Here is a 23,489-nt window from a genome sequence, read left to right as displayed (position 1 = left end):
CGCCTGTTTTCCACAGCAACCCTTTTGAAATGACGCGCGGTTGTCTGCCCGATCCAGCATGGAGCACAGTCCACAACGCAAAAAGAAAGGCCCCTCCCCACCCTGCCCACAAGGGGGAGGTTGGGGAGAGGTTACTCAAGCTCTAAAACTTTGTGTCCCGCACTGTGGTTCAATTTGAACTCGACAGCGCTAATGGCGAGCACAATCCTGACAAAAGGGCGTAGCAGGCAACAGGGCAAGCCGCTCTGGCGCGATGGGCGTGCCACAGGAGACGCAGAGGCCATAGGTGCCGTTATTAATGCGCTCAATTGCCGCGTCGATGCCCTTCAATTCTGTCTCGCCAGCATGACCAAGCCCCTCCAGCACCTCGTCATTTTCGGCCTCGACCGCCTGCTCTTCCATATCGGGACTGCGCAGCTCATGAAGATCATGGTCAATTTTGCCAAGTCGCCTGATGAGTTCCGCGCGGCGCTTTAGAAGCGTCTGATAGTAGCCGCTGGTGTCCATGGCCATCAACGATCCACCAGCACCGAGCATTTTGCGTGACGAACCACGCGATCTGCGGTTGCGCCAATCAGATAGTTGGAGAAATCGGGCAGATGCGACGCGACAATGATGAGGTCGGCGTGGCGCTCATTGGCAGCCGCCAAAATCTCATGGGCGGGTGAGCCGATGCGCAATTCAACCTCGGCAGCAAGGCCCAGCTTGTCGCGCAAGGCTGCCAGTTTGACCCTGCCGTCTTCAATGGCGCTTTCCATAATGCCGTGTGGAATATCAACGGCAAGATAGGTTGGTATCTGCTCAACCACAGTGACCAGAACAATCTGCCCGCCATCATCCAAAAGAGAGACTGCTTTTTTCAGTGCGCGCTCGCCCTTGTCCAATTGTCCGCATTCAACCGGTACGATGATTGTTTTAAACATGCGACCTCTCCTCAGGTGTGTTACGGCCCGCTTTTTGCAGGTCTGTAAGCGGACTATGCGCCCGTTGTGTTCTACGCACTTTGATTAGGATCAATTCTCATTCGTTCATTATTGCCGAACAATTCATCGCCAAAATTCCATCTTTATTAAACAATGAACACCACCTACAGTTATGGGCAGACAATCACCGAATTGGAGACAAGAATGGATCGCCGCGACATGCTCACTGCAACCGCCTGTGTTGCCGCATCCAGCCTCTTCACAAGTCGCGCTATCGCCGGAGAAAAGCCCATGACTGCCACAAAGCAAGAAAGCTTCGCCCTCACCCGCCCCTTGCATGTTGGCCAGTCCCATCTGGTGGTGAAGGATTTGGACATGACATCGCGCTTTTACCAGACGATGCTGGGTTTGAGCGTGCTGGATAAAAGCGCAAGTGGTGCTGTGTTGGGCACCACCAGCACTCCGCTATTGACCCTCACCACCCGCTCGGACGCGCAACGGGCACCACGCAATGCGGCAGGCCTGTTTCACAACGCCTTTTTGCTGCCAAGCCGCAAGGCGCTGGGGCAATGGCTTTATCAGGCCGCCCAAAACAATGTGCAACTGGATGGCGCGTCCGACCACCTGGTCAGCGAGGCCATTTATCTTTCGGACCCTGAAGGCAACGGCATCGAAATCTATCGCGACCGCAGCCCGATGGAATGGACCTATCATGCCGATGGCACAGTCGAGATGGCAACCGAGCGCTTGAACCTGCAAGAGCTTTACAACAGCGTGGCCGCAAACCCCGAATGGGATGGCATGCCGGAAGGCTCGGCCGTGGGCCATATCCATCTGCAGGTGGGCAATGTGGCGGAGGCTGACCGCTTCTATGAAGGCGTGCTGGGCCTGAAGAAAATGGCCACCTACCCCGGTGCCAGCTTCTTCGCCTCCGGCCAATACCACCACCATGTCGCCGCCAATATCTGGAACAGCCGGGGTGCCACGGCGCGCCAAGGGGCCATGACCGGGCTTTCGGGCTATTCGCTAACCTATAATGATCCGGCCGTGCTCACCAAGGCTTTGGCAACGCTGGAAGAGTTGGAAATTCCGACCACGAAGACATCCGAAGGTGTGAAACTCAACGACCCTTGGGGGATTGGGCTGACGCTGATGGCTGCTTAAAGTCGCGGAGGATCAATCTCATGGTACACGACACAAAGATTTATGAGCTTGAGTAACCCCTCCCCAACCCTCCCCACAAGGGGGAGGGAGCGCCTCGAATACGTCGCTCAAGGTGTACTTTTGAATGATTTTTGGTGAGAAATCATAGGTTTGCACAGGATGCAACAGACTCCCTCCCCCTTGTGGGGAGGGTGGGGAGGGGTCTTTCTTTTTGCATCACGTACTGTGAGATTGAGCCAGACAAACCCTTAATTCACCACCGCCGCCTTGGCCTTCACCGCTCCATCCAGATGCACAAACACCACGCCGCGGGCTTTGAGTGCCTTGAGCCCGGCGGCCACGCCTTCGCCTGCGGCGTGGGTGGGTTGGTTGATGTGGGCAATCAGCACGTCGCCGTTTTTGGCGTGGGCAAATTGCTGTTCGGTCTGTTTTGCGCCCAAAAGCGAGCCGGAATCACCGTTGATGGAAAAGCCGCCGATCTGATAGCCCATGGCCTTGATCTGGGTGATGGCCGAGGGAGAATATTTGGCGGTGGCATCGCGATACCAGCGCGGGGCGGGAAAGCCCGCCGCGATCATGGCTTGTGCGCCGCCATTGACCTCTTTGGCCACCGCTTCCGGCGATCCGGCAGCGGGAATACCATAGACCTTGGTGGGAAAATCCACCGCCGGAATGTGGTTTTCGCCGTGGTTTTCCACCTCGAACAGATCTGGCCTGCTTTTCAGCACAGCCACGGCTTGCGGGTTGGTTTTGATCCAGCGGCCGGTGACAAAAATCGTCGCCTTGATATTTTCATCCAAAAGCGTCGAGAGAATACGCATATCGGTTTTGCCCATACAGGCATCCAGCGTCACCGCGACATGGACAGGCCCGCTTTTGGATGGCACCACATGCAGTTTTGGCTCCACCAGACCATCAGGGGCAGCAAAGGCCGGGCTGGCAAGACAAAAGCAAGCTGCACCGGCAAACAGAAGATCAAGAACACGCATGGGATCACTCAAACAGGAGAATTACGCAAGCCAAAGCGCTCAATTTCGTCTGTCGTCAAGACACTTTCAATTGAAACCCATTACATCAGCACAAAACCCTGCGGCTGAGGGGTTGGTGGCAAATCGCGCTCGCCCAGCGCTTCCAGCAAATTGATCTCGATGGTGCGCGCCATCGCATCAATGGGCAAATTGTTGGGCTGCATGCCGAAAGGTTCTTCCAGTTCATCCCCCAAGGCATCGAGGCCGAAAAATGTATAGGCCATAATGGCGCTGGCCAGCGGCGTGAACCAGCCCAGCACATCATCAAACCCAAACGGCAGAATGAAACAGAAAATATGCGCCGTACGGTGCAACAGCAAGGAATAGGCAAAGGGCACCGGCGTGTTGCGAATACGCTCACAGGCCCCCTGCACGCCCGCCAGTTCCGACAGGCTGCGATCCAGCGTGGCAAAATCCACATCGCTCAAATGGCCCTGCTGCTGAAGCGTGGCAAGCTCAACTGAGACCTTGCGCAACAGCAGATCCGGCCCGTTGCGGCTGGCTTGCAGCTCAGCAATATCCTGCGCATTCAAGCGGCTCAAGCCAGCGTTTGAGGCAGCTTGCGGGCGCAGGTGCCGCACCATGGCAAAGCCGAAAGCAATGATCAGGGATAAAATGCGATGCCGTGCGGCCGCCTGCCCTCGCACATCCAGCACAAGCGTCTGGCGGGCCAGACTTCTGGCAGACACCAGCATCTGCCCCCATAATTTGCGCCCTTCCCACCAGCGGTCATAACAGGCGTTGTTGCGAAAGCCGAGAAACAGCGAAATCGTCACCCCCATAATGGCAATGGGAGCGCCGCTGAAACTGGGCACAATGCCGGGATAGGCATGATGGCCAAAGACCACCAGCGACGACAGCACCGCAACCAAAACCAGCTGCGGCAGGATGTTGGGCAAAATCGAGCCGCGCAATGTGAAAAACAGAGTGAACAGGGTTGGGCGATCACGAACAATCATGATGAAACTCGATCAAGGGTGGGGCCTCGTGTATAGGACCCCATTTGCACTTGGTCCATCACAGTTGTTGCAACGCACCATCACATTTTGATCGGGTCTCAGCGGATCAAGGTTGAGCGGGATGCACCACCAGCGCCACCAGCCGCACCACCACGGGCCGCACGAACATGACGCAAATGAAGGCCACCGGCATGGCCACCACATAGGATTCCCAGGTGCGGCGGGGTAAATCTGCGGTGAGGCCGCCATTGACGCAGGCAATGGTGGCGCACATCAAAAACGCCATGATGCCCGCCATGAAGAAGGCAAACACCACCGGGGCGGTGCGCGGATGCAGCTTGTACCAACGGCGCATCTTTCGAAGATCTGCTTGATAGGATGACATGTTTAAACTCTCCTGTGTGTCTCTCTTGCGCAGAAGATGCCCCACCTTGCGTTTCTGCGGTAGAACACGGTGGCTATTCTCAGTATAAAGCTAGACTTACGAATGGAGAGAGCGGATCGAAAGCCAATGGACAATCTGCGGGGTATTGAAAGCTTTGTGAAAGCGGTGGAAGGGGGCAGCATTGCCAATGCCGCCCGCCAGCTTGGCATAACACCGGCAGCCGCCAGCCAGAACATTGCACGGCTTGAGCAGCAGCTCGGCACACGCCTTTTGCTGCGCACCACCCGAAGCTTGGCGCTGACCGAGGGCGGCAAGATCTATTTTGAGCGGGTGCGGCAGGTAATCGAAGATCTGGACATGGCCCAGACAGCCCTGTTTGCGCTGAATGATCGCCCGCAGGGGCGGCTGCGCGTATCCGTGGCCAAGGCGCTTGGGCGCCATGTGATTGCCCCGATGATCCCGGCTTTTTCCGCCCGCTGGCCGGATGTCTCGCTTGAGCTTATTCTCAATGATGAGCGCATCGACCATATTCGCGACGAGATTGATGTCAGCATCCGTTTTTTTCGCCCAAGCGGTGCCGGGCTGATCACCCGCAAGCTCGGCGAGGTGCCGATTATCATTTGCGCTTCACCCGACTATCTTGCCCGGCGCGGTACGCCGCGCGAGCCGGAAGAGCTGAAGCATCACGACTGCCTGCTGTTTCGCACGGCCTTTGATGGCCGCCTGCTGCCCTGGGGATTTTTTCGAAATGGCAGCCGCTTTGAGCCGGATCTGCATGTCTCGATTATCAGCAACGACATTGACGCGCTTGCCGCCATGACCGTTGCCGGGGCCGGCATTTCGCGGCTTGGCGCGTTTCTGGCCCGCGATCTTGTGGCCAAGGGCGATGTGGTGGCACTGTTTACCTCCGGCTCCGCCGCAAGCGGCGCAGAAGCCGATCCCGAACCCTTGGACTTTCATATCTGCGTGCAGGACCGCGAAGCGATGCTGCCAAAGGTTCGGCTGTTTATCGATCACGTTGTGGCTGAATGGAAGAAACGCCCGATCTAGAGTCTGTCAGGATTAGATTGCAAACAGTACACGACGCATACGTTTTACCGTATAGCTCACCCCCCTCTGCCCTGCCGGGCATCTCCCCCACAAGGAGGGAGATCGACAAAAAGCAACCCTATTGCTCAACAGCATACGTCCTACTGCATAATTTGTGCGCCATATATGGCGCACGGTGCTGTAGGCTTCAATTATAGAGATAATATTTGCTCCAGCTGGCGCGTGGCACTTCCGCGCCGATCTGATAGCTGAAATTGAGCACATCGAGGTGTTTGTTGTCGGTCTGGCAGGTGTATTTCAGCCGATACCAGTGCTCGCGGCTGCGAAACACCGCACCGGGAGCCGACAGTTTATTGCCCGAAGCACTGGCTCTGCCAAAAGTGTAGGCAATCACCTTATCGGGGCGCATCTGCTTGTTGTCCTTGGCAATGCGGTTCATGGCTTCAATATCGCAGCGTTGCTCCAGACGCTCACGCGGCGTCAACGCATCCAGTTGGCGAACGACCGACGAATCCATGGCGCTGACAGCGTGAGCAAAAAACAATGTCAAACAACAGGATACAACGGAAAGGCGCATGGTATTTTCCTAATAAATCGCGATTTTGAGGAATGTATTACCTCAAAAGCCGCCAATCCAGTTTTTTTTAAGGTTATGCCGGGTTTGTGATTCAAACCTGTTGCCATCAATGAACATGCACTCAGCGATAGGCGACCGGGCTTTTGCTTGAAGCCGGGTTTTTGCTTGAAGGATGACCCGCGCCTGCTTATCTCTTTGTCAGTCACAGGTTTTCATTGAACAAAGCGAGATTTATCCCTTGTCAGCTCCTAAATTGTCAGCTCCTAAATCTATTTTCACGGACCTTCCCCAACCACCGAAAGCGGCAAAAAAGCCGCTTGAAGATACCCGTCACGGCATCACCCGCACCGATGATTATGCCTGGCTGCGGGCTGATAACTGGCAGCAGATGTTCAAGGACACTTCCATTCTTGATCCCGAAATCCGCGCCCATCTGGAGGCGGAAAACGCCTATATGGAAGCGGCCATGGATGACACCAAGGCGCTGCAAAAGACCCTGTTCAATGAAATGAAGGGCCGCATCAAGGAGGATGATTCCTCCATTCCGATGAAAGACGGACCTTATGCCTATGGCTCGGCCTTTGTGACCGGCGGCGAGCAACCACGCTATTTTCGCATCCCGCGTGATGGCAACCCCCATGACGAGAGCATTCGCGAGCTTTTGCTGGATGGCGACAAGGAAGCGGCGGGCAAGGATTATTTCCGCCTGGCCGGCATTGATCATTCCAATGATCATTCGCTTGGCATCTGGGGCTATGATGACAAGGGCTCGGAATATTACACCCTGCGCATCCGCGATTTAAAAACCTTTGAAGACCTGCCCGATGTGCTGGAAAACACCGCAGGCGGCGGCGTGTGGGCACCCGATGGCAAGAGCTTTTTCTACACCTTGCAAGATGACAACCACCGCCCGAGCAAAGTGTTTCATCACATCATCGGCCAGCCGCAATCGGCAGACCGGCTGGTCTATGAGGAAAAAGACCCCGGCTTCTTCATGGGGGTTGGCGGCTCGCTGCTGGATGATTTTATCTATATCGACATTCACGACCACGAAACCTCGGAATACCGCCTGCTGCCGACCTCCGACCTGATGGCCGAGCCTGTGCTGGTCAGTGAGCGCGAAGACGGTGTGGAATATTCCATGACCGAAGGCGGTGATGTGTTTTACATTCTCACCAATGCCGATGACGCCAAGGATTTCAAGATCATGGAAGCGCCGGTGACTGCACCGGGCCGGGAAAACTGGAAAGACCTGGTGCCGCATACGCCGGGCCGGTTGATCCTGTCGCACATGGCCTTTGCGCGGCATTTGATCTGGCTGGAGCGTCGCGATGGCCTGCCGCGCATCATGATCCGTGATCGCCAAAGCGGCGAAGAACATGCGATTGAATTTGCCGAGGAAGCCTATTCGCTTGGCCTGTCGGGTGCTGCCGAATATGACACCGACGTCATCCGCTTTTCCTACTCGTCGATGACCACGCCCAGCCAGCTCTATGATTACAACATGACGACCCGCGAGCGGGTGCTGTTGAAAACTCAGGAAGTGCCATCGGGCCACAACCCGGATGATTACATCACCCGCCGGGTGTTTGCCAAAGCCCATGACGGCGAAGACGTGCCGGTTACCTTGCTCTATCGCAAGGACACACCACTGGATGGCTCGGCCCCTTGCCTGCTCTATGGCTATGGCGCTTACGGCGTCACCATTCCGGCGGGCTTCAACACCTCCTGCCTGTCGCTGGTGGATCGTGGCTTCGTCTATGCCATCGCCCATATTCGCGGCGGCAAGGACAAGGGTTTTCAATGGTATGAAGATGGCAAGATGGAAAAGAAGGTCAACACCTTCAAAGACTTCATCGCCAGCGCTGACCATCTGGTCAAGGAAGGGTTCACCTCGTACCAAAACATCATCGCCGAAGGTGGCTCGGCAGGCGGAATGTTGATGGGAGCCGTGGCCAATATGGCCCCGGAAAAATTTGGCGGCATTATTGCAGCCGTGCCTTTTGTGGATGTGCTCAACACCATGCTCGACGACACCCTGCCGCTGACACCGCCGGAATGGCCAGAGTGGGGCAATCCGATTGAATCGGAAGAAGAGTATAAGTGGATTGCGGCCTATAGCCCTTATGACAACATAGGACCGAAATCCTATCCGCCAATTCTGGCCCTGTCTGGTCTCACCGATCCGCGCGTGACCTATTGGGAGCCAACCAAATGGGTGGCGCGTCTGCGCGAACACACCACGGGCACGGCACCGATCCTTTTGAAAACCAATATGGCAGCAGGCCATGGCGGCAAATCGGGCCGTTTCCAGAGGCTGGAGGAAGTGGCATTTGAATATGCCTTTGCCATCAAGGTGGCACTCTAAACTACGGCTGCCTTTCTCTCCTGCGTAATTCCTTAAATCGGAATCGATTTAAGGAAACAACTATGCAGCAGATTAAAAGCATTGCAGCACCGTGTGCCATATAGGCTGCACGGTGCTGCAATGGATACGCCTCAAAAAGCCCATAAAAATTTACTGGAAAATGGCATTGCGCGTTTAGCAAAACACACAATGCCATTTGTATTTTAGAAGCCACTTGTGTCTTATATCGTCGTGCATCATAGACATGCGAGGCGCGATAGCGCGTTTCATCCTTTTTATGTATTTTGGGATACAGGACAGCGATAAACGCATGCGCAACAGGTCGTAGCGCACCGGAGCGACGCTTTTGGCAACACCCATTTGGCTTCTGATAGCCATTATCATCCTGACGATATTGATTATCGCCCACACTTTGCGCGCCCCCAAATCACCGGGAAGAGAGGCGTTTGCCCTGTCGTGTCTCTGTGCCATCTGGTGGATCGCCTGCGTGCTGCTGCGCCACGACAGCGTTGATCTTCATGTAAAATTGCTGTTGAGCGAAATGGCGTGGTTCGGCATCACGGGGACACCGCTGTTTTGGTCGTTGAGCGTGATAGCCTATGCCAACGGTCGCCATTTGGAAAAGCGCTGGCATCTGGGACTGATTTTTGCCATCTCCACGCTTGTGACCCTCGCGGCCCTGACCAATCAATGGCATCACGCCATATACGTGGAGCTTTTGAACGAAGAACGCATGAGCTTTGCCCACGGCTGGATGTTTTTTGTCGTCATGGGTGTGGTTTATGCCATGATGGCGCTTGCTCTGGTGACAGGCGCTCTCCGCTCCGTTCACGCCAGAGGCATTCATCGGCGGCAAATCTGGATTTTGCTCACCTCAGCGACTTTGCCATGGATTGGCAACATTGCCCACCACACCTATGGTTTCAGATTGTTCAATGACGATCCGACGCCTTTTATTTTCGTGGCAACGGGTTGCTGCCTGCTGGCCAGTCAGCTGGTGTATGAATTGTTTATTCTGCCCCCCATTGGCCGGGATGCAATTTTTGCCATGCTGCCCGATCCCGTGGTGGTGCTGGACCAGCAAGGACGGATTCTGGAGCTGAACCCGGCGGCCACGCACCTGCCGGGCATTCCACGAAAGCCCATTGGCGAGGTGCTGAAAGATCCGCCCGAGCTGGCACAATTGCTGGCCAATCCATGGCCGAGCGATGAGGACCGCGTGGAAATCTGCCTCCGTGGCAATGGTAAAACCTATGAGCTTTCCTGCCAGTCCCTGGCCCCGTGGGGGCGTGCCGGTGCCCGCATGATGATCTTGCGCGATATAACCGCACGCAAGGCCGATGAATTGCGCCTGGCCGCCTTATCGAAAGACCTGCACGATAAGCTGAAGGAAAACCTGCTCCTCCAGACCCGATTGAAAGAGGAAGCCTCGCGCGATCACCTCACCGGCCTGCACAATCGCCGCCACGCCCATGAAGTTCTGCACGACCTTTTGGGAAGTACCACCGACAACACAGAAACAGCCGTGTTTCTGATCGATATCGACCATTTCAAGATGTTCAACGATCGCTATGGCCATCAAACAGGCGATGACGTGCTGATCCAGTTTGCCCGACTCTTGCAAGCCGATCTGAAGCCAAACGAGCATGCCTTTCGTTGGGGTGGCGAAGAGTTTCTGGTGGTTTTGCCCTCAACGGACGTCAGCGCCGGTTTGCAACGCAGCGAACATTGGCATCACCTGTTTGCCCAGCAGAACCCACCGGGCAATATCGATATGCGCCCGACCTTTTCAGCCGGCCTCGTCATCTGCGGCCCCAGCCCCACAAACCTGCGCACCGCCGTTCAGCGCGCCGATATTGCCCTTTATCAAGCCAAGCTGTCAGGACGAAACCAGACCGTGGTCGCAGGGGAATATACTCCCCACGCCGAGCATGAGTAATCTGGCACCCGCCTGAAGCAAGGATCATTGCTCAAAAAACTGCAATCCTTCGCCGATCTTGCAATGATAGGTCAGCGCATCACCCATCGCACGCATCTCTGGCATTTCCATGGTTGTCATCGAAAAGGTGGCGCTGTTGTCGGGCTTCACCTGATAGCGCAAGAACTGATAGATCGGCTTTTTGTCTTTGGTTGTGAGGGTAAAGTGATCGTCGGAAAAGCTCAAAGATTGATCTGGTCGGATCAGAAATGATGAAATCCTCAAGCCACCTTGCATGGTGCCAGTCTTTTTCGGATCGGTGGCTGAGGTACATTTTGTGAGATCAACCACCGAGTTCACCGATGCACCGGATTTCAGCGCCGCATTGATGTCCGGTAATGTGGTGAGCGCCGTTGCGGCATCCGCAACGCGCGGAAAAATGGCCATAAACGCCAGTCCACTGGCAAAAACGATTGATTTAAACATGATGTCTCCTTCTGAAAGTTGCCAAGTTCCAGGATGTGCACGGCGCTTTTTTGGAAAAATCAAACCTCTCAGCCGCCCAATCCTGTTATTGCAGGCCCATTATCGCAGGTGAACCAATAAAACCTCGGAAGTATGGGTGGCGCTCATGTCGCAATCAACAAACAAACACGTGCGACGAGGTTGGTTTTACCCGTGCAGTCATTGCCGCGCCATAGATGAATTTTCGTGATCAATTCATGCACAAAACCAATGGTTTGGCGACTAAATAGCATCAAAAAAGATGCTTATTTCTCCATTATTTCAGATCCAGAGAAAAACGGGCAATTTTCTCCTTGACGTTGCAAGCGCCCCGGGTCTTTCATGCCGCAGCATTGGAAATGGGAGATTGAAATGACTGTCGATACCGCGCCGCGCACGCCCACCTGGACCTATGTTGATGGACGCTGGATTGATGGCAACCCGCCGCTGATTGGGCCAACATCACATGCCATGTGGCTTGGCTCCACGGTGTTTGATGGCTCTCGCTGGTTTGATGGCCTTGCTCCTGATCTTGATTTGCATTGCCAGCGCGTCAACCGTTCCGCCATCAATATGGGCATGACCCCCACCATGGAGGCCAAGGAGATCGAGCGGCTGGCGCTGGAAGGTGTGGCAAAATTCGATGGCAAAACTGCCATTTATATCAAGCCGATGTATTGGTCGGAGCATGGCGCGCCCGGCTCGGTGGTGGCCCCGGATGCAGAGTCTACCCGTTTTGCGCTCTGCCTGTTTGAAGCGCCGATGAATACGGCCAAGCCGCATTCGCTCACCGTGTCGCCATTTCGCCGCCCCTCGCCCGAATGCGCCATGACCGATGCCAAAGCCGGTTGCCTCTACCCCAATTCCGGCCGCATGATTGTCGAAGCCCGCGGTCGTGGCTTTGACAATGCGCTGGCGCTGGACATGAATGGCAATGTGGCCGAAACCGCATCCTCCAACGTGTTTATGGTCAAGAATGGCGTGGTCATGACCCCCATTGCCAACCGCACATTTCTGGCAGGCATCACCCGCTCGCGCATCATCACCCTGTTGCGTTCCGCGGGCGTCGAGGTGCAGGAAAAGACCCTGTCAGTTGCCGATTTCCTTGATGCTGATGAAGTATTCACCTCCGGGAACTATTCCAAGGTGGCCCCGGTTAACCGGCTGGATGATCGCCATTATCAGGATGGTCCAATGGCGGCCAAGGCGCTTGAGCTTTACATGGAATGGGCGAAAAAAGCCGCACATCCTGGGGCATAATTGCTTAAATCGGCATCGGTTTAAGGTGAAATTATGCAGCAGAGGTGATCATCACGCCACCTTGTCGGGAGGTTGATAGCGCATGAAAACGCCATTGCCGATGGCCTTGGCCTGATACAGCGCATGATCGGCGGCGCGCAGTAACGCTTCCTGATTTTCGCCGTGATCGGGAAAAACAGCGTAGCCAACACTGACGCCCACCGACAAGATCGTGCCATCATAGCGGATGGGTTGCTGCCCCGCCGAGGCAAGACGCGAGGCAAGCACCTCTGCTCTGTCTTCATTGCCGCGACACAGAAAGATGAATTCATCGCCGCCCAATCTGGCCACGAAATCACTATGCCCAAGGCTTGCCCTGAAACGGCAGGCAATTTCCTTCAGCACTTGATCACCCGCACCATGGCCATGGGTGTCGTTGATGTGTTTAAAGCGATCAAGATCGGCCATCAACACGGTAAAACGTTCATCCGATTGACGAGACACGCGAATGGATTGTGAAAGCTGCGCTTCAAAGCTGACGCGGTTGGCCAGCCCGGTCATCATGTCATGACTCGCCAGATAGGCAATCTCACGCTCAAGCTTGATCTGCGCGGTCATGTCCTTCTGCGTGGAAATGATCAACTGCCCGTCGATCATCACATCATGAATGCTGATAATCCGCCCCTTGACCTCAATCTGGTGCCGATGCTCGCCTTTTTTCTCCAGATCGTCCAGAACTGTGGCAAGATATGACGCGCTATCAACCTCCCACCCAGTCAGCAGGCCACCATTGAGGATGTCTGCAATCGATTCGATTTGGTTGTCGGCACCGCCGAGATCATAAAGCTCCCGGAACATGTCGTTCATATAGTAAAAGCGACCGGACTTGTCATAAACGATCACAGCAAGCGGCAAATGATCAAAGGCCCGCATGATGATATTGGAGTTTTCTACTTCGGCGCGCGCGTCAATCATGATACCATCTGCAATAGCGTCCACTTAACAAGTAATACCTTAATTAAAAAGTGTTAAAAAATATATGTGAGGCGGCTTTCGCATTATGATCCCGCTTTCCTTCTGGTGCCCGCTCTGTCACAACAACACATGATCGAAACATCGCCGCCTGAAATATTTGATTGCCAGTCTTGTGGTGCCTGCTGTGCCTATCAGGCCGATTGGCCGCGCTTCTCTTTGGAAAGCGATGAGCAACTGGCGAAAATCCCGGAAAAATTTGTCGCAAGCGACCTCAGCGGCATGCGGTTTGAAACCGATGCCAAGGGCCAATGTCGCTGCACCGCGCTTACCGGCGAACTGGGCAAGCATGTCGGCTGCGCCGTCTATGATGTGCGCCCGCAAGTGTGCCGCGATTGCATGCCGGGCGATCCGGAATGTCATATCGCCCGCAAAGCCTTTGGCTTTGCCGTGGACGCGCTGCCGGACCCGGATGTTTACGAGATTTAAAGCCTGTTGCAATGAAGAGGATTCCTTGCGACAGGCTTCAAACCGCTCCGTTCCAAGAACCGTTGCCGCCAGCGCCGTGCGCCCTATATGGCAAGCAGTTCTTTGAAGCGGGAAGTTGGGGGCGATGAGTAAATCCATAAGACTGTTGGGCTACGCTTTTGCGGCCGTCGGCGTGATCATGCTGCTGTGCGGCGGTGGCGCATTTTACTATGACAACCAGTTTGAGCAACGCGCCCTGCACGCCCAAGGCGTGGTAACAGACCTCACCCGCAAGCGAGACAGTGATAACAACGGTGATCTTTTCACAGCGATTGTCCAGTTTACCGATGCCAAGGGCCAGCAGCATGAAATGGCTGACCGCACCAGCTCCAACCCGCCGCGCTTTTCGCGTGGGGACAAAGTGGATGTGATGTATGATGTTGAAAGCCCGTCCAGCGCGGTGATCAACGACATCTGGGGCCGCTATCTGATCGTGATAATATTTGGCCTTCTCGGCAGTATTTTCACCATTCTCGGCAGTATTTTCATCATCATCATGCGCAAAGGCGACAGCAAGATCAGGTGGCTTCAGCGCTTCGGCACCCCCATTGATGCCGATTTTCTGCATGTCTATCTGGATGAGAGCGTGAAGATCAACGGAGCGTACCCGTTTCGCGTGGTGGCTCAAGGGGCCGATCCTACAACCGGTGCCCTGAGACGCTATGAAAGCGGCAGAATCTGGATTGATCCGACATCGCGTTTGCAGGGAAAAAAGCTGCGCGTGCTGGTCGATCCCAAAAAGCCCAAACGGCATATGATTGACCTGTCAACAGTCATCGCACCCCCGGATTGATCTGAAAACCGGATTCCAGGTTGCCCTGAAAAATTATGCAGCGACTTAAATGTGTTACAGCGCCCTTTGTGCGCCATGAGTGGCGCACGACGCTGTAAATGCCACGCATCTGTCATTTTGGAACATTATGCTTTCACAAACATTGGTAGGTGAGAGAAAGTTCTGATCGGAACAATAATTTGCCGTTTGGCAGGTTGCCTCTTGCCTTTGGCGCTCCTATGTTCCGCTCACCTCACCTTTTCATTTTCGATGCCCAGAGGAGATTTTATCATGGCTTTCGAACTTCCCGCCCTGCCTTACGCTTACGACGCACTCGGCCCGTTCATGTCGGCTGAAACGCTGGAATTCCATCACGACAAGCACCATCAGGCCTATGTGACCAACGGCAACAACCTGCTGAAGGATTCCGGTCTTGAAGGCCTGTCTTTGGAAGAAGTTGTCAAGCAGTCCTATGGCAAGAACGCCGGTCTGTTCAACAACGCTGGCCAGCACTACAACCACATCCATTTCTGGAACTGGATGAAGAAAGACGGCGGCGGCAAGAAGATTCCGGGCAGGCTGGAAGCGGCAATTGCCTCTGACCTCGGCGGCTACGACAAGTTCAAGGCTGATTTCATTGCCGCTGGCACCACACAGTTCGGCTCCGGCTGGGCATGGCTTTCGGTCAAGGATGGCAAGCTGGAAATCTCCAAGACACCAAATGGCGAAAACCCGCTGGTGCATGGCGCATCGCCAATTCTCGGCGTCGACGTGTGGGAGCATTCCTACTACATCGATTACCGCAACGCCCGTCCAAAATATCTGGAAGCTTTTGTCGACAGCCTGATCAACTGGGATTATGTCGCTGAAATGTATGAAGCGGCCACCAAGTAAGCTGAAGCGCCCTTGAGAGTTATAACACCCGGTACATCTGTGCCGGGTGTTTTTGCATTGAGAACAGGAAAGCCAGCATGATTGATTTCAACACCATGACAGAGGAGCAATACAGCGCTTTTTTGGCCTATTTCATCCCGGATTACGCTGAGGAGATCGCCAGCAATTACGCCCGCTCGATGAATGACGCCCTCAAGCAGGCAGAAACCGAGATTGCCCATAGCCTTCCTGATGGTCCCCGAACAAAGGGCCACAGCCTGTGCACGATCGCGGATAGCGATTTGCAGGCGGTGATCGGCTATGTCTGGTATCGCCCGGATGAGGTGAGCCGTTCGGTGTTCATCTATGATTTTTCCATCCTGCCAGAGCACCGTGCCAAGGGCCAAGGCAAGGCAGCCTTGCTGGCTTTGGAAAATATGCTGGCCAAGGAAGGCTATCGCGAGATCAAACTGCGGGTCGCCGCAGACAATGGGCGCGCCCAGCATGTTTATCAGGCGGGCGGCTTTCGCATCACCGGCATCAATATGGCCAAACAGATCAGAAACAGTCCCAACAATTGAGTCGGCAAATTCACTGGATTTTTTGCAACGCACTGTTCACTGTTTGGCGTCAAATTCCGCACGGGCTGCAACAATGCATTCATAATGGTCGAAAGCCCAATGGCCCAGAGCCTCGATGGGTTCACGCAAAGAGTGGCCAAGCGGGGTCAATTCATAATCGACACGCGGCGGAATGGTGGCATAGACCGTGCGTTTCACCAGCCCGTCCCGCTCCAGTCCACGCAGGGTAAGTGTAAGCATTCGTTGGGAAATTCCGTCCACGCGCCGTTTCAGCTCATTGAAACGGCAGGGCCCTTGAGCAAGCGACATCACCAGAAGCACGCTCCATTTGTCGCCCACACGGTTGAGCACACTGTTGATGGCATCGCAGCGTTTAGGATTGTGGTTACCCTCGCGCGCACCCTCTTGAACGGTGCCAGTTACATCCGTGTGACCGAGTTCCAATGATGTGCCTCCTTGCAAGCATTTTTAGGTTACCATATGTGTCTCAGTATCGGTTTTATACCATACAAGAAGGTGACTGACTATGAAACTTCTGCACATCGATTCCAGCGTTCTCGGCCCTTATTCCGTCAGCCGCACGCTCAGCGCCTCCATCGCCAAGAAGCTGGGTGAAAACGCCACTGTGACCTATCGCGACGTTGCAGCCAACCCGATTGGCCACCTCTCTGGCCTCACCCTGGCTGCTGCCATGGGCAATTACGACGCCAGCAACGATGAAGCCACCAAGGCTGATCTCGCCCTGGGCGGCGAAGTTCTTCAGGAATTTCTGGATTCTGACGTGGTTGTTATCGGCGTTGGCTTCTACAACTTCGGCATTCCAAGCCAGCTGAAGGCCTGGATCGACCGCATTTGCGCCGCTGGCAAGACCTTCAAATACGGCGAAAATGGCCCAGAAGGCCTGTGCGGTGGCAAGCGCGTTGTGGTTGCCCTGTCGCGCGGTGGCGTTTACAGCGAAGGCCCAGCTGCTGCTTTGGAACATGCTGAAACCTACCTCAAGGGCGTTTTCGGCTTCCTCGGCATCACCGATCTGGAATTTGTGATCGCTGAAGGCGTCAACATGGGCGACGAAGCCAAGGCTGCTGCTGTTGCCAAGGCCAACAGCTCGATCGAAGCCCTCAAGGCTGCCTGATTGATTGCTTGACTGAATGTGAAGGGCCAGCGGGCATGATATGCGCGCTGGCCTTTTTTATGCCTAATCCCGGCTTACACCGCATCCTTGACCCGCGCCCAGCGCTCGTGGTCGCGCCATTCGCCATCGATCTTCAGATAGCGCTCTGAAAAGCCTTCCTTGACAAAACCGCAACGCGCAACCAGCGCGATAGAACGGGCATTGCCCGGCTGGATATTGGCCTCAACCCGGTTCAGGCCGACCTCATCAAAGGCATAGGCCATGGTGGCCTTTAACGCTTCGGTCATCAGGCCCCGCTTGCCAAAGCCAGCCATGCCATAATAGCCGAGATAGCAGCTTCTGAAATTGCCAAGCGCGATCTGACTTAAGGTGAAGACGCCGACCACACCTAAGCTCTCAGACTCACGGGCAACCAGACCGATGTTGGCTCCCGTTACCGTTTGCGAAAACCATGCATCAAACCCGTCTGAGTCGGTAAAAGCCTTGACCCAAGGGGCGTGATAGCTCTGGCTTTGGTGGTTTGCGGCGATAAGGTCGGCGCAATCGGAGCGTCGCACAGGTGAAAGGAGAATTGACGTCATTGTCGTATGTCCTGCAAAATCATAATGGTAGAAGAGTCGCGCAGGTGTTTTTAAAGGGTTGTCATGCCGCTGTCATCGCAAGAGATTATCTGCCGCACAAATGGAACAGGTGATCATGCAGAAGACCAGCCCCCTCTTGCGACTCGGCATCATTGCCGATCCTCAATATGCCGCCCTTCCCCCAGACGCCCGTATGGATCGCCATTATGCCAACAGCCTCACGAAATTGCGGGCGGCAATTCATGCGTTCAATCTGGAAGATCTGGATCGCGTGGTGGTGCTGGGCGATTTGATCGATCGCGGTTTTGAGCATTTTGCCCCAGCGCTGGAGACATTTGCCGCATCGCGCCATCCGGTGATTTTTTTGCCCGGCAATCATGATTTTGCCGTCAAGCCAGAACAGCGTAGCATGGTGCAGGCAGCGCTGGATATGCCAGCGCCCTATTATGATGTGGTGGTCAACGGTGTGCGGCTGATCATCACCGATTGCTGCGAGATCTCGACCTTTGCGCCACCGCCGGGCGATGCGCGTCTGAAAGAGGCAGAAAGCCTTCTGGCTGCGCTCAAGGAAAAAGGTGCCATCAATGCCCATGACTGGAACGCCGGTATGAGCGCCAGCCAGATTGCGTGGCTGAAAAGCCGTCTTGCTCTTGCCGAGCAGCATGGTGAAAAAGCCATCGTACTGGGCCATTATCCCCTGCACCCCTTTTCCGATCACGCGCTCTGGGATGCACAAACCGTCGCGGAAATCATCTCCTCCTCGCCAGCCGCCCTTGCCTATCTGAGCGGCCATGATCATCGCGGCAATTATGGCAAGCTGGGCCACACCCATTTTATCAATTTCAAAGGCATGGTGGATACCGAGCGCGACAACGCCTATGCCACGCTTAAACTCATGCCTGACACGCTGATCATTGAAGGTTCCGGTCGGCAGGAAAGCTACACGCTGGCAATTTAAATTGTTGAGATCGTGGGGTTTTTTGCTTTCTGTCGCAACAGCGCCTCAAGAGGCCTGTATTCACCATGAGATCACGCGGTTGTGACTTTATTTGGTTTATCTGTTACGTTCAAATATCGTGTGGGAAACCGTCTGCCGCTCCATCGGCACTTAAGGGAGAATGCCAATGAATTGGAAACACACCACAATTACAGCCCTCTGTCTCTGTCTTGCAGGTGGCGCTGTCAGCATGGCAAGTGCGGCCGATGAGCCACAAGTGGTTCGCGCTGCCATGATGAAAAAAGTGGGCGGCGCCATGGGCGCGCTGGCTGGCATTGCCAAAGGCGAAAAGCCCTATGACGCAGCCGTGGTCAAGGCCTCGCTGACCACCATGGAAGACGTTGCCAAGCATTTCCCGGACCAGTTCCCGAAGGGATCGGAAACCGGCTTCAACACCGAAGCCAGCCCGAAAATCTGGGAGGACATGGCGACCTTCAAGACCAAGGCAAAGGCCCTTGAAACCGCCGCTGCCACCCAGCTTGCCACCCTTCCTGCCGATCAGGCTGGCGTTGGCGCAGCCATGAAAGCCATTGGTGCCACCTGCGGCGATTGCCATCAGGCATTTCGTTTGAAGAAGTAATTCTGGCATAAGGCAAGCGCCAGGCTCTGTGCCGGGCGCTTGATCCTGCCCGTATTTTATCTGGTTGGCAAAAGGAACAGGCATGGCAGGCAAGACAAAATTGGGCATTGCGGCGTCAGTTGTCACCGGGGTTGCTGCGGTTGCGGTCTATGTTTTTGCCATTGCACCGCACCGTCAGGCTCCCGAGGTTTGGGCCAGCACGGCCTCGCCTGATCTCGCCAACGGCAAACGCATTTTCTTTGCGGGTGGCTGTGCGAGCTGTCATGCAGCCCCCAACGCCAGTGGCGATGCACGTCTGTTGCTGAGTGGTGGCGTAACGCTGAAAACCCAGTTTGGCACTTTCCACGCCCCGAATATTTCACCCGCCCCCAAGGCCGGAATTGGCAATTGGACACTGGCCGAGTTTGGCGATGCCCTCACCCGCGGCATTGGCCGCAATGGCGAGAACCTCTATCCCGCCTTTCCCTATACATCCTATTCCCGCATGAAGCCGCAGGATGTGGCTGATCTGTTTGGCTATATCAAAAGTCTGGCCCCAAGCCCCAATGTGGCCCCCGCCCATGAAATCGGCTTTCCGTTTAACCAGAGAATTTTGCTGACCGGCTGGAAGTGGCTTTATCTGTCGGACGCCCCGCGCGTAACCCTTGCCAATGCCGATGAGCAGGTGCGCCACGGGCAATATCTGGTCGAGGGCCCCGGCCATTGCGGCGAATGTCATACGCCGCGCAACGCCATCGGTGGTTTGGAAACAGAAAAATGGCTGGCAGGCGGCCCAAACCCGGAAGGCGAAGGGCGCATTCCCGACATTACCCCCGGCTCGGACACGATTGGCAAATGGTCGAAAGACGAAATCGCCAGCTATCTTGAAACCGGCTTCACGCCAGATTTTGACAGCGTCGGCGGCTCTATGGTCGAGGTGCAGAAAAACATGGCCGAACTGCCCGCCAGCGACCGCGCCGCCATTGCCGCTTATTTGAAGGCGATCCCGGCAAAATAAGCCTTTAGAGTGTGTCAGGGAAATAAGCCTTTAGAGTGTGTCAGGGAAAAGTGAAATCCGGTTTTCCCTGACAAACTCAATGCTGCATCACCGGATTTCGAGACCATTCTTGCAAGGTGGTCTTGATCAACACCAGTGCGGCGTGGCGGGCCTGATCGCGCTCGATCGGGTCAATAATACCCGTCAAGCGGGTTTCAAACGAGCGCACGGTTTCGCGCACCCAACGGTGCAGATTTGGGTCGGTATGCTTGTCCAGCAGAGCGCGGATGGTGCTTTCCATCCTGCGATTTTCGATCATGAGTGTCATTTTGGTCTTCCTCCAGGAAAGACGAGTATTGTTACAGTGGCTTGTCCCGGGCATGTCATAAAGATGAATGATGATCTTCAGATAACAACACGCCCGGATTCTGTCCTAAAACCCGGCAAAAACGGCTGTCTTGACGCCATTCTTACGCCAGTGCCTGAATATAGCGCATGCCCGTGACTGGGCGTGGTGCAAATTCCATATGCTCGTAAAAGCGATGAGCGGCGACATTGCCGGTGGTGGCGCTGACCGAAAGATAATCACAGCCGGATTTTCTGGCCAGATCACGGGCGCGCGCCACCAGATGCTGACCAATGCCGTTGCTGCGCTGCCCATCGCGCACATAAAGATGGTGCAAATCCATGCCGCGCTTGCCTTCAATAGCCCTGTAAAGCGGCACGAGAATGGCATAGCCAATCAACTCGCCCTCGCCTTCGGCCACAAGCGCGGTGATCCAAGGCATGGGGCCAAACAGATCGCGCTTCAGCGTCTGTTCTGTCATCGCCGATGCATCGCCATGGTGGGCCGCCAGATCAGCAATCATGTCGCTCAACTGCGGCAAATCATCGGGCCGCGCATGGCGGATCGACACAAGCGGCGGGCGCGGCAGGATTATATCAGTATCTTCGGTCATTGCGAGCTTCCCTTTTGAATTTCGCCGTCAGGGAAGAGCTCGTAAAAAACAACAAAGCCGCCTGACGGCGGCTTGTTGACATGATGATCTGTCGAGCCGCCGATTACCGGTAGGCCCAAAAATACGTGCAGGAAATGATTGTGCGCGATGTGATCATGGCGGGATCAATGCCGGGTCTTGATGGAAATGTCAAGCCCGGCGTTTGATCATCTGCTGCATAATTCCTTAAATCGGAATCGATTTAAGGTGAAAATTATGCAGCAGATTTAAAATGCTACAACGTCCTTTTGTGGTCAGGCTGCGTAACGGCGCTGCTGGGCCGCTTGTGCGAGTTGAAACCGACCGAGCAATTGCAGCAGGGATTCGGCGCTTGTGGCCAGATTATGGGCGTTGGCCGTGGCTTCTTCGGCCATGGCCGCATTTTGCTGTGTGCCCTGATCGAGACTGTTGATGGCCGTGTTGATTTCCTGAAGCCCAAGGGATTGCTCACGATAGGCCTCAGCAATGCCCTGCACATGCCGTGTCACATCCTGAACGCGCTGCACAATGCTATCCAAAGCCTCGCCGGTGCTGACCACAAGCGTCACGCCATTGGCAACCTGGGCGCTGGACGTGTTGATCAGGTTCTTGATTTCGCGTGCCGCATTGGCAGAGCGCTGCGCAAGCTCACGCACCTCCTGCGCCACCACGGCGAAGCCCTTGCCTGCCTCGCCAGCACGGGCCGCTTCAACGCCTGCATTGAGCGCCAGAAGGTTGGTCTGGAAGGCAATCTCGTCAATCACCCCAATGATATTGGAGATTTCCGAAGATGAGGTTTCGATGGCGTGCATGGCTTCGACCGCAGAGCGCACCACCTGGCCCGAACTGCTGGCGGCTTGGCCGGTTTCTGTCATCAGATGCCTTGCTTCTTCGGCGCGCTTTGCACCATCCTTCACCGTTGTGGTGATCTGCTCCAGAGCGGCAGCGGTTTCTTCAACGGCTGCGGCCTGCTGCTCGGTGCGCTTGGACAGGTCATCGCTGCTTGAGCGGGCTTCGTTGGAATTCGCCATAATGGTCTGGGCATTTTCGCCAACCCGTGACAGCGCTTCATTGAGCTTGCCAATGGCTTCATTGAAATCCTGGCGAAGGCCATCGAGATCAGCCGCAAAAGGCGTGGTGATCTGATGGCTCAGATCGCCAGCCGCCAACTGGCGAAGCCCCCCGGCCAAAGCCGAAACAACCTGCTGCATTTCAGTGGCAGCGCGGGCCTTCTGAGTCTCGCGTTCGCGGCGTTCCGTGTCGCTCATGCTGCGCGCCTCTTCTGCCTCGGCCTGCAAGCGACGGCGCTCCAGGGCATTGTCGCGAAACACCACCACGGTTCTGGCCATGGCACCCACTTCATCCTTGCGATCGCCACCATCAATCGGCGCCTCCAGCGCACCATCGGCCAGCGACGCCATGCGCTGGCGCAGGGCTTCCATGGGGCGGCTGATTCCGGCAGTGGCAATGTAAAATCCAAGTGCCAGCACCGCGATAAAGCACAACACCAGCGCAATGATGGTTGAGGTGATTGTTTCGCTTGTATCGGCACTAATGGATTTGCCGCCGTCATTCAAAAGGCTTGTCAGGAATGCGTTGGTGCCGCCGGATTTGGTCGAAAATTCTTGCGCCAGCTTATCGAGAGACTTGAACAGCTCGACAGCTTCAGCATCCTTGCCATTCTCTTTAAAGGCGACAATCTTGTTAAAGTGGCCGCGATACTGTTCGGAATAGCCACGCAATTGCTCAATATTGGCCGCGGTTTGCGGCACCGCACTTGCAACCGTATTCAGCTTGTCCAGCGCACCATCGACATTGCGGGTAAAGCTTGCCTTTGCCTCATCAAATTCCGGCGAACCAACCTTGTTGATCGCCACGCGGCCCAGAGCATTCACAGCGGTCCACATGCCAGCCGACGCGCGGGCGGCCAAAATACCGGAATTGGCCTCTTTTTCAATGAAGCGCAAATAGGTGTTGTTGGCCGTCGTGAAGCTATAGGCAATGTGTGATACGCCAACAATTGACACCAGGCCAAGAATGATGAGAACCAGCAATAGCTTTGCTTTTATTGAAATTTTACCGAGCATTTCCATCCCCAAATACGCGCTACACTCTCCAGTTGAGAGCAGTAAGAAATATATAAATATCAGTATATTACGTAAGAAGCCCGCCCTGACCTCTACACGCAAAACTGATCATTTCAAAAGCCGCTTATCTGCCAAGTGTTTTAAATATCAATTAAACGTGATCGTATGGCTCATACTTTTTATGGTTAAATTTTGATGAACCTTTGCAGCCGTTCTCTGCTCCCACAGGCACTCCTGCAAGCACCTTGATAACAGCCACGCAGGCGTGTCGAGGATACAACGTCCTGCGACACGCCAATCTTTAAAAGAGGGCAGATT

26 protein-coding genes are annotated in these 23,489 nt (G+C 55.1%); 13 read left to right on the top strand and 13 right to left on the bottom strand.

The window, feature by feature from the left end; genetic code table 11:
• Window positions 1–189: 189 nt before the first annotated feature.
• Both E6C51_RS17755 and E6C51_RS17750 read right to left on the bottom strand, forming a co-directional pair.
• Window positions 190–513, bottom strand: coding sequence for a TraR/DksA family transcriptional regulator (locus tag E6C51_RS17755; protein ID WP_407920829.1), 324 nt, complete (start codon window positions 511–513; stop codon window positions 190–192).
• Window positions 513–923, bottom strand: a complete 411-nt coding sequence (locus tag E6C51_RS17750; RefSeq protein WP_190236975.1) for a universal stress protein — start codon at window positions 921–923, stop codon at window positions 513–515. Before E6C51_RS17750 ends, E6C51_RS17755 begins: the two co-directional genes overlap by 1 nt.
• A 204-nt stretch (window positions 924–1,127) precedes the next feature.
• On the opposite strand from E6C51_RS17750, the gene E6C51_RS17745 reads away from it, so the two are divergent.
• Entirely contained in the window at window positions 1,128–2,087 is a 960-nt protein-coding gene (locus E6C51_RS17745) for a VOC family protein (RefSeq protein WP_190236974.1), read from the top strand.
• A gap of 248 nt (window positions 2,088–2,335) precedes the next feature.
• Here the strand turns inward: E6C51_RS17745 and E6C51_RS17740 are convergent, their stop codons facing one another.
• The 3 genes from E6C51_RS17740 to E6C51_RS17730 all read right to left on the bottom strand — a co-directional run bounded on the left by E6C51_RS17740 (window position 2,336) and on the right by E6C51_RS17730 (window position 4,459).
• Window positions 2,336–3,076 (bottom strand): polysaccharide deacetylase family protein, encoded by a 741-nt coding sequence (locus E6C51_RS17740; protein ID WP_190236973.1) that lies wholly within the window; start codon window positions 3,074–3,076, stop codon window positions 2,336–2,338.
• Between the two features lie 80 nt (window positions 3,077–3,156).
• Window positions 3,157–4,074, bottom strand: coding sequence for a bestrophin family protein (locus E6C51_RS17735; protein WP_190236972.1), 918 nt, complete (start codon window positions 4,072–4,074; stop codon window positions 3,157–3,159).
• Window positions 4,075–4,180: 106 nt separating this feature from the next.
• Window positions 4,181–4,459 (bottom strand): DUF2798 domain-containing protein, encoded by a 279-nt coding sequence (locus tag E6C51_RS17730; protein WP_190236971.1) that lies wholly within the window; start codon window positions 4,457–4,459, stop codon window positions 4,181–4,183.
• A 126-nt stretch (window positions 4,460–4,585) separates the two neighbouring features.
• On the opposite strand from E6C51_RS17730, the gene E6C51_RS17725 reads away from it, so the two are divergent.
• Window positions 4,586–5,509 (top strand): LysR family transcriptional regulator, encoded by a 924-nt coding sequence (locus E6C51_RS17725; protein ID WP_190236970.1) that lies wholly within the window; start codon window positions 4,586–4,588, stop codon window positions 5,507–5,509.
• Between the two features lie 187 nt (window positions 5,510–5,696).
• Here E6C51_RS17725 and E6C51_RS17720 read toward each other — a convergent pair whose 3' ends face one another.
• Window positions 5,697–6,086, bottom strand: coding sequence for a DUF930 domain-containing protein (locus tag E6C51_RS17720; protein WP_146936589.1), 390 nt, complete (start codon window positions 6,084–6,086; stop codon window positions 5,697–5,699).
• 253 nt (window positions 6,087–6,339) lie between these two features.
• Here E6C51_RS17720 and E6C51_RS17715 point away from each other — a divergent pair, with 253 nt between their 5' ends.
• Together E6C51_RS17715 and E6C51_RS17710 are read left to right on the top strand one after the other, a co-directional pair.
• Window positions 6,340–8,454 (top strand): S9 family peptidase, encoded by a 2,115-nt coding sequence (locus E6C51_RS17715; protein WP_230987421.1) that lies wholly within the window; start codon window positions 6,340–6,342, stop codon window positions 8,452–8,454.
• A gap of 346 nt (window positions 8,455–8,800) precedes the next feature.
• Complete coding sequence (locus tag E6C51_RS17710) at window positions 8,801–10,393, top strand: diguanylate cyclase (RefSeq protein WP_190236968.1); 1,593 nt, start codon at window positions 8,801–8,803, stop codon at window positions 10,391–10,393.
• 24 nt (window positions 10,394–10,417) lie between these two features.
• Here E6C51_RS17710 and E6C51_RS17705 read toward each other — a convergent pair whose 3' ends face one another.
• A complete protein-coding gene (locus E6C51_RS17705) occupies window positions 10,418–10,858 on the bottom strand; it encodes a VirK family protein (RefSeq protein WP_190236967.1) in 441 nt (146 codons plus the stop codon).
• Window positions 10,859–11,248: 390 nt separating this feature from the next.
• Between E6C51_RS17705 and E6C51_RS17700 the strand changes: the two genes are divergently transcribed.
• Entirely contained in the window at window positions 11,249–12,136 is an 888-nt protein-coding gene (locus tag E6C51_RS17700) for a branched-chain amino acid aminotransferase (RefSeq protein WP_190236966.1), read from the top strand.
• A gap of 51 nt (window positions 12,137–12,187) precedes the next feature.
• On the opposite strand, the gene E6C51_RS17695 is transcribed toward E6C51_RS17700, so the two are convergent.
• The gene (locus E6C51_RS17695) at window positions 12,188–13,090 is read right to left on the bottom strand and encodes a sensor domain-containing diguanylate cyclase (RefSeq protein ID WP_190236965.1); all 903 of its coding nucleotides are present in this window, start codon (window positions 13,088–13,090) and stop codon (window positions 12,188–12,190) included.
• A gap of 129 nt (window positions 13,091–13,219) precedes the next feature.
• On the opposite strand from E6C51_RS17695, the gene E6C51_RS17690 reads away from it, so the two are divergent.
• From E6C51_RS17690 to E6C51_RS17675, 4 genes are all read left to right on the top strand, one after another.
• Window positions 13,220–13,576 carry a YkgJ family cysteine cluster protein gene (locus tag E6C51_RS17690; RefSeq protein WP_190237001.1) on the top strand — a complete coding sequence of 119 codons (357 nt, stop codon included), beginning with the start codon at window positions 13,220–13,222 and terminating at the stop codon, window positions 13,574–13,576.
• 124 nt (window positions 13,577–13,700) lie between these two features.
• On the top strand, window positions 13,701–14,408 hold the full coding sequence (locus tag E6C51_RS17685; RefSeq protein ID WP_190236964.1) for a DUF3592 domain-containing protein: 708 nt from the start codon (window positions 13,701–13,703) through the stop codon (window positions 14,406–14,408).
• A 270-nt stretch (window positions 14,409–14,678) separates the two neighbouring features.
• Window positions 14,679–15,281, top strand: coding sequence for a superoxide dismutase (locus E6C51_RS17680; protein ID WP_190236963.1), 603 nt, complete (start codon window positions 14,679–14,681; stop codon window positions 15,279–15,281).
• 77 nt (window positions 15,282–15,358) lie between these two features.
• Window positions 15,359–15,841 carry a GNAT family N-acetyltransferase gene (locus E6C51_RS17675; RefSeq protein ID WP_190236962.1) on the top strand — a complete coding sequence of 161 codons (483 nt, stop codon included), beginning with the start codon at window positions 15,359–15,361 and terminating at the stop codon, window positions 15,839–15,841.
• A gap of 36 nt (window positions 15,842–15,877) precedes the next feature.
• Here E6C51_RS17675 and E6C51_RS17670 read toward each other — a convergent pair whose 3' ends face one another.
• Complete coding sequence (locus E6C51_RS17670) at window positions 15,878–16,285, bottom strand: winged helix-turn-helix transcriptional regulator (protein ID WP_146936579.1); 408 nt, start codon at window positions 16,283–16,285, stop codon at window positions 15,878–15,880.
• 82 nt (window positions 16,286–16,367) lie between these two features.
• On the opposite strand from E6C51_RS17670, the gene E6C51_RS17665 reads away from it, so the two are divergent.
• Window positions 16,368–16,973: an FMN-dependent NADH-azoreductase gene (locus tag E6C51_RS17665; protein WP_146936577.1), complete on the top strand. Its 606-nt coding sequence runs from the start codon at window positions 16,368–16,370 to the stop codon at window positions 16,971–16,973.
• Between the two features lie 74 nt (window positions 16,974–17,047).
• On the opposite strand, the gene E6C51_RS17660 is transcribed toward E6C51_RS17665, so the two are convergent.
• Window positions 17,048–17,554 (bottom strand): GNAT family N-acetyltransferase, encoded by a 507-nt coding sequence (locus E6C51_RS17660; RefSeq protein ID WP_190236961.1) that lies wholly within the window; start codon window positions 17,552–17,554, stop codon window positions 17,048–17,050.
• A gap of 115 nt (window positions 17,555–17,669) precedes the next feature.
• On the opposite strand from E6C51_RS17660, the gene E6C51_RS17655 reads away from it, so the two are divergent.
• From E6C51_RS17655 to E6C51_RS17645, 3 genes are all read left to right on the top strand, one after another.
• A complete protein-coding gene (locus E6C51_RS17655; RefSeq protein WP_190236960.1) occupies window positions 17,670–18,512 on the top strand; it encodes a metallophosphoesterase in 843 nt (280 codons plus the stop codon).
• Between the two features lie 166 nt (window positions 18,513–18,678).
• Window positions 18,679–19,131 carry a c-type cytochrome gene (locus tag E6C51_RS17650; RefSeq protein WP_146936571.1) on the top strand — a complete coding sequence of 151 codons (453 nt, stop codon included), beginning with the start codon at window positions 18,679–18,681 and terminating at the stop codon, window positions 19,129–19,131.
• Window positions 19,132–19,213: 82 nt separating this feature from the next.
• A complete protein-coding gene (locus E6C51_RS17645) occupies window positions 19,214–20,128 on the top strand; it encodes a cytochrome c (protein ID WP_190236959.1) in 915 nt (304 codons plus the stop codon).
• A 76-nt stretch (window positions 20,129–20,204) separates the two neighbouring features.
• Here the strand turns inward: E6C51_RS17645 and E6C51_RS17640 are convergent, their stop codons facing one another.
• The 3 genes from E6C51_RS17640 to E6C51_RS17630 form a co-directional block, all read right to left on the bottom strand.
• The gene (locus E6C51_RS17640; protein ID WP_230987418.1) at window positions 20,205–20,435 is read right to left on the bottom strand and encodes a hypothetical protein; all 231 of its coding nucleotides are present in this window, start codon (window positions 20,433–20,435) and stop codon (window positions 20,205–20,207) included.
• Window positions 20,436–20,577: 142 nt separating this feature from the next.
• Window positions 20,578–21,066, bottom strand: coding sequence for a GNAT family N-acetyltransferase (locus E6C51_RS17635; RefSeq protein ID WP_190236958.1), 489 nt, complete (start codon window positions 21,064–21,066; stop codon window positions 20,578–20,580).
• A gap of 293 nt (window positions 21,067–21,359) precedes the next feature.
• Window positions 21,360–23,171, bottom strand: a complete 1,812-nt coding sequence (locus E6C51_RS17630) for a methyl-accepting chemotaxis protein (protein ID WP_190236957.1) — start codon at window positions 23,169–23,171, stop codon at window positions 21,360–21,362.
• Between the last annotated feature and the right edge of the window lie 318 nt (window positions 23,172–23,489).

It is taken from the genome of Gillisella terrae (genome assembly GCF_004801395.1).
GTDB classification, from domain to species: Bacteria; Pseudomonadota; Alphaproteobacteria; order Rhizobiales; family Rhizobiaceae; genus Allorhizobium; species Allorhizobium terrae.
This window is presented reverse-complemented; position numbering and strand designations above follow the sequence as displayed.

Bases quoted from the DNA above. Each gene is read 5' to 3' on its own strand.
- E6C51_RS17755 (WP_407920829.1), bottom strand. From the start codon at position 513: ATGGCCATGGACACCAGCGGCTACTATCAGACGCTTCTAAAGCGCCGC.
- E6C51_RS17750 (WP_190236975.1), bottom strand. From the start codon at position 923: ATGTTTAAAACAATCATCGTACCGGTTGAATGCGGACAATTGGACAAG.
- E6C51_RS17745 (WP_190236974.1), top strand. From the start codon at position 1,128: ATGGATCGCCGCGACATGCTCACTGCAACCGCCTGTGTTGCCGCATCC.
- E6C51_RS17740 (WP_190236973.1), bottom strand. From the start codon at position 3,076: ATGCGTGTTCTTGATCTTCTGTTTGCCGGTGCAGCTTGCTTTTGTCTT.
- E6C51_RS17735 (WP_190236972.1), bottom strand. From the start codon at position 4,074: ATGATTGTTCGTGATCGCCCAACCCTGTTCACTCTGTTTTTCACATTG.
- E6C51_RS17730 (WP_190236971.1), bottom strand. From the start codon at position 4,459: ATGTCATCCTATCAAGCAGATCTTCGAAAGATGCGCCGTTGGTACAAG.
- E6C51_RS17725 (WP_190236970.1), top strand. From the start codon at position 4,586: ATGGACAATCTGCGGGGTATTGAAAGCTTTGTGAAAGCGGTGGAAGGG.
- E6C51_RS17720 (WP_146936589.1), bottom strand. From the start codon at position 6,086: ATGCGCCTTTCCGTTGTATCCTGTTGTTTGACATTGTTTTTTGCTCAC.
- E6C51_RS17705 (WP_190236967.1), bottom strand. From the start codon at position 10,858: ATGTTTAAATCAATCGTTTTTGCCAGTGGACTGGCGTTTATGGCCATT.
- E6C51_RS17700 (WP_190236966.1), top strand. From the start codon at position 11,249: ATGACTGTCGATACCGCGCCGCGCACGCCCACCTGGACCTATGTTGAT.
- E6C51_RS17695 (WP_190236965.1), bottom strand. From the start codon at position 13,090: ATGATTGACGCGCGCGCCGAAGTAGAAAACTCCAATATCATCATGCGG.
- E6C51_RS17690 (WP_190237001.1), top strand. From the start codon at position 13,220: ATGATCGAAACATCGCCGCCTGAAATATTTGATTGCCAGTCTTGTGGT.
- E6C51_RS17685 (WP_190236964.1), top strand. From the start codon at position 13,701: ATGAGTAAATCCATAAGACTGTTGGGCTACGCTTTTGCGGCCGTCGGC.
- E6C51_RS17680 (WP_190236963.1), top strand. From the start codon at position 14,679: ATGGCTTTCGAACTTCCCGCCCTGCCTTACGCTTACGACGCACTCGGC.
- E6C51_RS17675 (WP_190236962.1), top strand. From the start codon at position 15,359: ATGATTGATTTCAACACCATGACAGAGGAGCAATACAGCGCTTTTTTG.
- E6C51_RS17665 (WP_146936577.1), top strand. From the start codon at position 16,368: ATGAAACTTCTGCACATCGATTCCAGCGTTCTCGGCCCTTATTCCGTC.
- E6C51_RS17660 (WP_190236961.1), bottom strand. From the start codon at position 17,554: ATGACGTCAATTCTCCTTTCACCTGTGCGACGCTCCGATTGCGCCGAC.
- E6C51_RS17655 (WP_190236960.1), top strand. From the start codon at position 17,670: ATGCAGAAGACCAGCCCCCTCTTGCGACTCGGCATCATTGCCGATCCT.
- E6C51_RS17650 (WP_146936571.1), top strand. From the start codon at position 18,679: ATGAATTGGAAACACACCACAATTACAGCCCTCTGTCTCTGTCTTGCA.
- E6C51_RS17645 (WP_190236959.1), top strand. From the start codon at position 19,214: ATGGCAGGCAAGACAAAATTGGGCATTGCGGCGTCAGTTGTCACCGGG.
- E6C51_RS17640 (WP_230987418.1), bottom strand. From the start codon at position 20,435: ATGACACTCATGATCGAAAATCGCAGGATGGAAAGCACCATCCGCGCT.
- E6C51_RS17635 (WP_190236958.1), bottom strand. From the start codon at position 21,066: ATGACCGAAGATACTGATATAATCCTGCCGCGCCCGCCGCTTGTGTCG.
- E6C51_RS17630 (WP_190236957.1), bottom strand. From the start codon at position 23,171: ATGCTCGGTAAAATTTCAATAAAAGCAAAGCTATTGCTGGTTCTCATC.